At 36.3% G+C, this 7,995-nt stretch carries 4 protein-coding genes; all 4 read right to left on the bottom strand.

Features of this window, described 5'->3' with window-relative positions; genetic code table 11:
* A partial coding sequence (locus tag FBT53_RS15830) for a hypothetical protein (protein ID WP_136952166.1) occupies nt 1–487 on the bottom strand: 487 nt, incomplete at its 3' end.
* A gap of 1 nt (nt 488) precedes the next feature.
* The gene (locus FBT53_RS15825; protein ID WP_136952165.1) at nt 489–2,570 is read right to left on the bottom strand and encodes a fibronectin type III domain-containing protein; all 2,082 of its coding nucleotides are present in this window, start codon (nt 2,568–2,570) and stop codon (nt 489–491) included.
* Between the two features lie 5 nt (nt 2,571–2,575).
* Entirely contained in the window at nt 2,576–7,408 is a 4,833-nt protein-coding gene (locus FBT53_RS15820; protein WP_136952164.1) for a hypothetical protein, read from the bottom strand.
* A gap of 258 nt (nt 7,409–7,666) precedes the next feature.
* Nucleotides 7,667–7,995, bottom strand: a 329-nt coding sequence (locus FBT53_RS15815; protein ID WP_136952163.1) for a T9SS type A sorting domain-containing protein, incomplete at its 5' end; no start/stop codon positions are given.

Genomic DNA, 7,995 nt, shown 5'->3' with positions numbered 1-7,995 from the left:
GAAAATTTGGCTTTGGTGTGTTTATTTCTTCAAATAAGGGACCACAAGTATTTACATCGCTAACGACTTCCATATCGGGCATGAAAATGGCGTTATAGTTGAGTGGGAAATTATCCTCTACCTCAGAGCAAGTCACAGGATAAGAACCTTCATAATTCATGAGTATATTTTCAAAATAATTGAGAGTTGTAGTTCGATCTAGGGCAGGATACCATTTAAATTGACCACAGCGTCCGTTACAACCATAACCTGGGTCATCATTATATCCCTCTTCAAAAGTTAATTCTAATAATATATTAGTTGCGGCAATACTATATTCACCTATTTCAAATCCTATATTATATCTATATCTGTAATCGTCAAATCTGCATTGATTTGGCTCTATGTTAAAATTAAGTCTTTCACTTTGCCCAACGTACAATGTACCCTGGCCGAATACTGAATTGCATAATAGAAAAAAGAATAGTACGGACTTTAAATACTTCATCCTAATATTTTACTTGAATTTTCTTAATAGGCGTCATTACACCTAACCTACTGACTCCTTGAATGCCATAACCATATAGCGTATTCACAGAGATATCCACATCATTTAAGCCATTGCTTTCTTTATCTAGCGTTCGGTACAACCGCAAAGGTCCACTGTTAACACTTTTGTACAAGCGGTACTCGCTTATGTCTTCATTTTTTATACGCCATTGGATGGCTATAAACCTGAGCTCTCTATTAGGCACTGCCGTTAAATTCATCGCTTTTTCTGTAGTTGTTTGTCCCTTACGCTTTACAATTATGGGTTTAGCTGGGGTACTTTCTAATCCGGTGCTGTCTTTTGCAATAACCGTATAAGCAAACGTACCAGCTACCGTATTCTCATCCATAAAAGTGGTATCGCTTTCCAATACTTTGAGCTGTAACCATTCTTTGCTTTGGGTCTCCTTTTTAAATAGAATATGCGCTTTTACATCTTTACTACTACTTGGTACCCAAGTAATTGCTACACCTTCCGCATTATTTGCAAACGATTTTATTACAGGAGGAGAAGGAGGTAAAACATCGGGAATATTTAAAGCAAATACCTTAGAAAATTCTGAAGTATTATATCTTTGGTCTTCTGCCGTTACCTTATAATACATCTTGGTATTCAAGGTTTTGATGGTAATCGTATCAGTAAAACGATTATCTTTTATCAACGCTGGACTTACCATAGAAAATTCTGCCGTTTTGGAGGTATTTCTATACACCCGATAACCAGCCAAATCTACTTCTGTATTTCTATTCCATTCTAAAGTTACTACGCCAGTAGTATCTATTTTGGCCATTATGTTTACTGGTGGCGCAGGTGGTGTACTATCTATTGGTTGCACCATGGAAGAATAGGATTCACTCTCTATTCCATTTTTACCAACAGCCGTAATCCTAAAATAATTTATTGCCTTTAGCCCTGTATAGGTGATTTTTCTTTGATTAACAGGGATGTTTTCTACTACTTTATAATAAACGCCATCGTCTTTATTGCTTCTGCTCAAATAAAAACTTTGAATGGCTTCGTTTCCTTTTTCATTGTACTCCCATTGTAATTCTACTCTATTGGGATCTAAGATTTTTTTCCTAGAAATTCTAGGGGTAAATGCTAATCGTTCTTTAGGCGTACCCCCTACTTCTTCTGAATATGGACCTACTTCTCCAAAAGCCGTGAAACCTTTTACTCTATACTTATACGATTTACCGTTAGTAATGGAGTCTTGATAGAACAAAGCTGCACTTTGACCATCTGCCCCTTGCTGCGCATTAAATATGGGCGATGTATTAACTTGCTCAAAAGGATTACCGTTAACAGAGCGCTCCAAATTGTAGCTCGAATAAATATGCTTTAGCAAATTAAAGTCCCATGTTATGTTAGCCACACCATCTCCAAAAACGGCAGATAGTTCTATAGGTTTAGGTAATGCCTCATAAAAAGGTGTACCAGCTACCACTGCAGATTTATCAATCCTTATTGCTTCTTCATCTGTTGGAGCCACCTTAACGCTGTAGATGTACTTTTCACCCTTTATTATAGAAGTGTCTTCAAATGCCCAACCTGCTAACTTGGCGGCATCCCAGCTTTGTTCTGCCGCTAATAAAGCAAACGTATGTCTTTGCTCCAACTCTTCATTAATGGTATAAATCATGGTCATGGTACTATTGCCTGGGGGCGTAGCATTAAAACTTTGACCGTATAATGCTTGCGCTAAAATCGCGGCATTCTGATTTTGCGTGGCCAAATTTTCCCAGGCCTCTAATGGAGCAGGTTTTAATGGTTGGGTTGTTAAAATTATCCTAGGACCGTTATCTAGAGCAAGACCTTTACTTTCTATTGTAATGCGTTCTATTAAGAAACCAGATTCATTAGCTTTCTTCCACGCATAAGGTTGATCTACGGCCCAACGCAAAAGCACTTTGTCTTCTAAAGACCGTGCAATAACTTTTACCGAAGGATTGGCGGTATCAGTAAGTTCTTGACCAATGGTTAACTGGGTAAACCCAAGAATTATAGGTAAAATTAAATATGTAAGTATTTTACTGTACATAGCTTTTAATCGTTTTTGTATCTGATGGTATACCCCTTTTGATAGCGATTGCCTGGGGTTCTATAGATTAATTCTGCTTTATACGTACCAAATGGCATAGCCGGAAAAACTTGCATTAAGTAACTGTATTGGTTATACCCAGCTGAACCTGGTTCATACCTATTTGCAATAGTATTTCTAAAATGTGCAAAATCTATTTTGTATTGCATTGGTAAATTATACACAAACGGTATTCTATTTTTTACCCATGAAGAATTAGGGTTCTCCTCTAGATTAGCAATGTAATTAGTACTAATGTAAAATGACCGTACGGGAGGTACACCTAATACTTCTGCTGATTGTTCACCTCTATCCACATAAATGTTTCCATTTAAAGGGTATTCATTATAAACTAAAGGCTCGATTACATTATTAAAATAATTGTCTGTTAGTTTTGCTTGCGCATAAACTAGAGGTTGCGAATTGGTATACCTACCCCCAAAAATCTCTAACGCATCTAAATACTCATAATTGGCAACCTTAATACTTAAACTGTGCACATCTGCTACGATGTAATTAGTAATGTTATTTGTTATTTCTAAATCACTTATTTTATCACCAAAACTAGAATGTTGACTTGTATGAAAATTATAGGTAAGTATTGGTTTTGGAGCTCCGTTAGATATTTTAACATTAGCAGCCTTTTTATTACTTACCACAACACTACTGCCCACATTTTTATTCTCTTGAGTATCTGAATCTGGATTGTACCAAGCTGTATCTCCTGCATCCTCTTCTGAGTATACTTCAGATTCTTCTACAACAATTTCTGTTTCTATATTGGCTCCTGGAGGAAAAGCGATGATACTTACTTCATAGTCACTTTCTAAATCCATATCTGGAATATCGAAGAATACCAATTTATTGGCTCTATCATAAGATAAATCTGTTCTTATACCTTGCCCGTTGGCAATAAATTCTGCTCTCATCTCATATTCTCCTTGGAACAAATAATCTTGTGTGGTAATCATCTTTAGATAACCCGTTTTATATTCTTCTGGATAAAATTGTCCTTGGTCCACAACAGGGTAGATGTATTCTATATTTTCGAAAGGAATGTGGTCTGGTGCTTCGTCTGTCTGAAAAACAATTTCTTTCTTTTCCTTAACTGGGCTGCCATTTTCTAATAAGGGTCTAAATGCACCATTTACGCGTTCTTCAAACGACACTTCTACTAACACCTTGATATCTTCTTTAGAAGGTAAGGTTTCCTCTGGTTTAAAGGTTATTGCATCTTTAGAATCGTTCCATTCTGTTACACCATCGATTTCTTGACCCAGATGCGTTACTTTAAAAGTATCTAAATGAATACGAAAAGTTTTTTGCCCTTCTGCTAAGTCTACTGTTACTTCCTCATTAATAGCATAATTAAAGACCGCTTGCGGAGCAGCAAAGACAGAAACATCATCTGCACCGTTGTTAGGTTGAACATCTGATATTATTGGGACCCCTACTCCTTCTGCAATATTAGAAAGTTGGCATTCCTCTCCCATTTCTACTTTTAAACGCATTCTACCTTTAACCAACCCTCCAAGAATATTGTAATACATCCCCACATACCCTTGAATATATACTGGATTAGGAAATTGTCCTCTTAACATAGCGGCAATACCAGCTTCGCCAATTTTAAATTTTCCTTTTACAAATAAAAGATTGACGTCTATACCAAATTCTCCATAGATATAAGCATACACCTGCCCCATAGAATACCAGCCGTTATTACCAACTGGTCCTGGACGACCAACACATTGTGCATCTGGATAAAAAGCATGCATAACATCAAATCCTGCTCCAGCCTCTATTGATGCGTAAAATAGTCCGCCAGTAAATGATTTTCGGTAGGCAAAATTCAAACCAAAAGCAAAACCTCTACCCGCTTGTAGTTGGTTTTCTTGTCTATTATTGTTTAACATATCTCTCCCAAGAATTTGAACAACTCTTGGATGTGGATCTAATTGACTTGGCAACTGAGTTCCGGTCATAAAATAACCACCAACCTCAATTTCCGTCATTTTTACATCAAAGATTAAAGAAATACGTTTTTGCGGTGTACCTATATAAACATACCAATCTGTTGGACTTGTATGAATTTTTGCATAACCTGCCATATTGTTTTGTCCACCACCACGTAAACCAGGCAAATCTATATACAATTCAAATTCACCATCAAAGGTGTCATTGACAAAATCTTTTTCTATACCAACATACACCCCAACTTTACCTGAGCTTGCCACAGAACTTAATGGAATCGCTTCTTTAGAAGCTTCCATATAATTACCATCTTCCTTTAACTGGTTAATTTGAGTTGAATCTTCTTTTATTTTTTCATCTACTTCCTTTAATGTTTCTGCTAAGGCTGCAGTGTCTCCTGTTTCCTTTACGTAATCATTATTACCCATGAAAGCTCCTTCTCCAATAAACCCAATTCTATTTAATCCTCCATGTGTATTAAACTCCATATCTAAATAGGCTCTACCTGAGAAAGTACCTGAGTTTTTTGAATTAATTTGAACGCCGGCTCTAATACCTAATCCAGTTTCACTATCAGGCTCATAAACAGAGTTTTCAGGACTGAAACCACTGTTATCAGAAACTTTTCTCATTTTATTGGAAATACCGCCAACAAAAGAATCTATAAGAAGTTTGTTTTTAGATTGCGTATTACCATTTTTAGTTGTCCAGATATCTACACTCCAATACCGAAAGTCTTTAGCTCCAAAAATCGCTTTTCCGTTAGCATTGAAACTTAGCTTTTCTATATCTGCCATTAACAAACCTTTGAAACCATTACCATACACAGGGTCATCTTTCATAATCTCGAGACCACCCTTTAAAGCAATACCGCTTTTTTTATAGTCAATTTCTATTGCAGATAGTTTTACTTCATCAAATTTCCAAGCTTTGCCATTCTCCTCTGTATTCCCTAGAATAGCCAATTTAGTTGTTGCACCAGCACCCGACCCATCCAAATTTACAGTTAAATCAAATTCTAAACCGACTTGTTTCCCAGGAGTAATCAAACTTAAATTGCTAATTGTGGCAGGAAAATTCATCAAATTGAGATTACCTTCAAAACCAAACTTCTTAGCCTGAATCTTTTTTGTCCCTGGTTGTGTTTGCAATTCTAATTCTTCAAAAACTATGCCTCTAAAATTAATAGCTCCACTTTCTTCTTCTTCTTTTGTTTCGCTACTTGTTGTTTCAGATTTATTGTCTTCCGCACGTTGTTCTACAGTTTCTGGGGTATCATTTAAGTTACCTGTTATACCCATAGTACCTGTAAGATTGGCATAAGGATATACTTTACCTTCTAATACATCTATAGCTACGCTACTGTTAGGAGCTAAATTCAACTCTCCCATAAATACAGGAGCACTATAAGCCTCTGTCAAACTAACTTGCAAACCGTAACCATTTTGATGTATATAACCATTATAATCCATTGGTTGTTTTAAAATGGGAACCGAAATATCCCCGCCCATTGAGCCACCTTGCACATTATTTGCTAAAAGTGATAAAGAAACATCTTCTATAGTAAAAGCCCAATCCCCAGCAGCACCGTTACCAGCAGTTAATATATTCTCACCGAAAAAAGTCCCAGAAATACCTTGACTGTCTAAAATCAAATTAGTAGCGCCAAAACTTACCCTCCCGTTAGATGCATTTTTATCTTCTATCCCTTGAGGCAACATCACACTTATTTCTTCTGCATAAAAACCCCTCCATAATTTTAGGTCTGCACCTCCATAAATCGCTTCATATTCCTTGGGTAAATTCATTTTGGTAGACCCTCGCGTATCACTTAAATCTAATACCACATTCTTGGTATAAAAACCCCAGCCATCTAGCCCAACCACCTCAAAAGGATCTAAATCTACCTCCAAAAAAATATCATTCCATCCCGATGTTTTAATATCAAACGAAGACCCTACATAACAATCTCTACTTACGGAACTAGGTGTAAAAAAGTCCAATTCATTGACATTAGTACATTTTGGTGTTCCATTAGAATTTAATGGTTTTAAAACCTGTCTCGATACTCTCACATCTCCCTTTAATCCTATTCCTTTCAATCCATCACAATCAAACTCTACGTAACTATCATCAGAAAAGGCTCCATCATTTTCTAAATCGATATTCCCCTTAAGGGTTATTAACCACTGATCACCATTTATAGGTATACCCACATCACCTAGCAAAACAAGCCTCATATCTCCAGCTAAACCTCCATCATGTGTTAAGGTGATATTTTCAGCCCCAAAAATCAGTTCTTTCTTTGCGTTATTACTGCCTTTTTCTGGTATTTCTAATTTAGCATAAGCTTTTAAAATGGCGTGTTGAGGCGTAAATTCTACTTCTGAAATTGCTAGGGTTACCGTATTTCCTGTAGAATCTCTCTTACGCATACCAATAGGGAGCTTTAATAATTCCTTTCCCGTAATTTTATCGACAAAACTTCCTAAACCTTCTACGGTTTTGAACAAACTATAGGCTTTTGCAATCAATGTATCTGTTTTGGGATTCCTCCCAAAATGTTCTTCTAAATATGCCGGATTAAATTCTGGTTCACTAGAAGCATAATTCAAAGAAAATGAAGTTAGCTGTTGCTCTAGTTGCGTATCTACCTCTGGAAATGTTCTTACAACTTGTGGTGTAATTGTATGATTTTTCTTTTCAACTTTAGAAGCTGTAACTGTAGAATCTTTTCCACTACCACTTTTAATAACTGTTGCGTTTAAGACAAAACTAGAAATAAACACAAAAACGAACCCTAAGGCGTAGTGTAGTTTGTTGGTCATACGTTAGTTGTTTGAGGCTTATACAATAACTGATTTTCTTACCGTTTCGTATAAATATTTTTTATAATCTATTGAAAAAATTAATTTAACATCTAGTTGACTCGGGCCACAGATGTATACCCATTAAATAAATTTTCCGCATTAAATTTAAACATAACTTTAACAGTCATCGAAAGTTTTCGATGAATAACTAAATACTTTAGGAATTTAACATTTTGGAATGAAATTATAAATTAGACTATTGACTGTTCATAATTGTTATGTTTTAATCACTTTTCTTAGGTATTTTCCATATGGGGTTTCTATGAGTACAGCGTATATGCCTGCGGGTTCAGAGCTGATATCCATTGCTATTTGGTAATAATCTTCTCCCCCTACTTTCTCTGCTGCTATAACACGGTTGTTGGCTAGGTTGAATACCTTAACCGATACGTTGGCTACCTCTGTTAGCCCTACTTCTACTGTGAAATTACCGGTGGTAGGGTTAGGATAAGCCAAAAACTCATCTACCCGCTTTTGATACCCATCCGTACCCTCGCCGCTAACCGTTTGGTCTTTTTCTAATACCAATATAGTCTTGTATTGGA

Origin of the sequence: Flavobacterium sp. ASW18X, from assembly GCF_005144745.1 — a bacterium.
Classification (GTDB): Bacteria; Bacteroidota; Bacteroidia; order Flavobacteriales; family Flavobacteriaceae; genus Croceivirga.
This window is presented reverse-complemented; position numbering and strand designations above follow the sequence as displayed.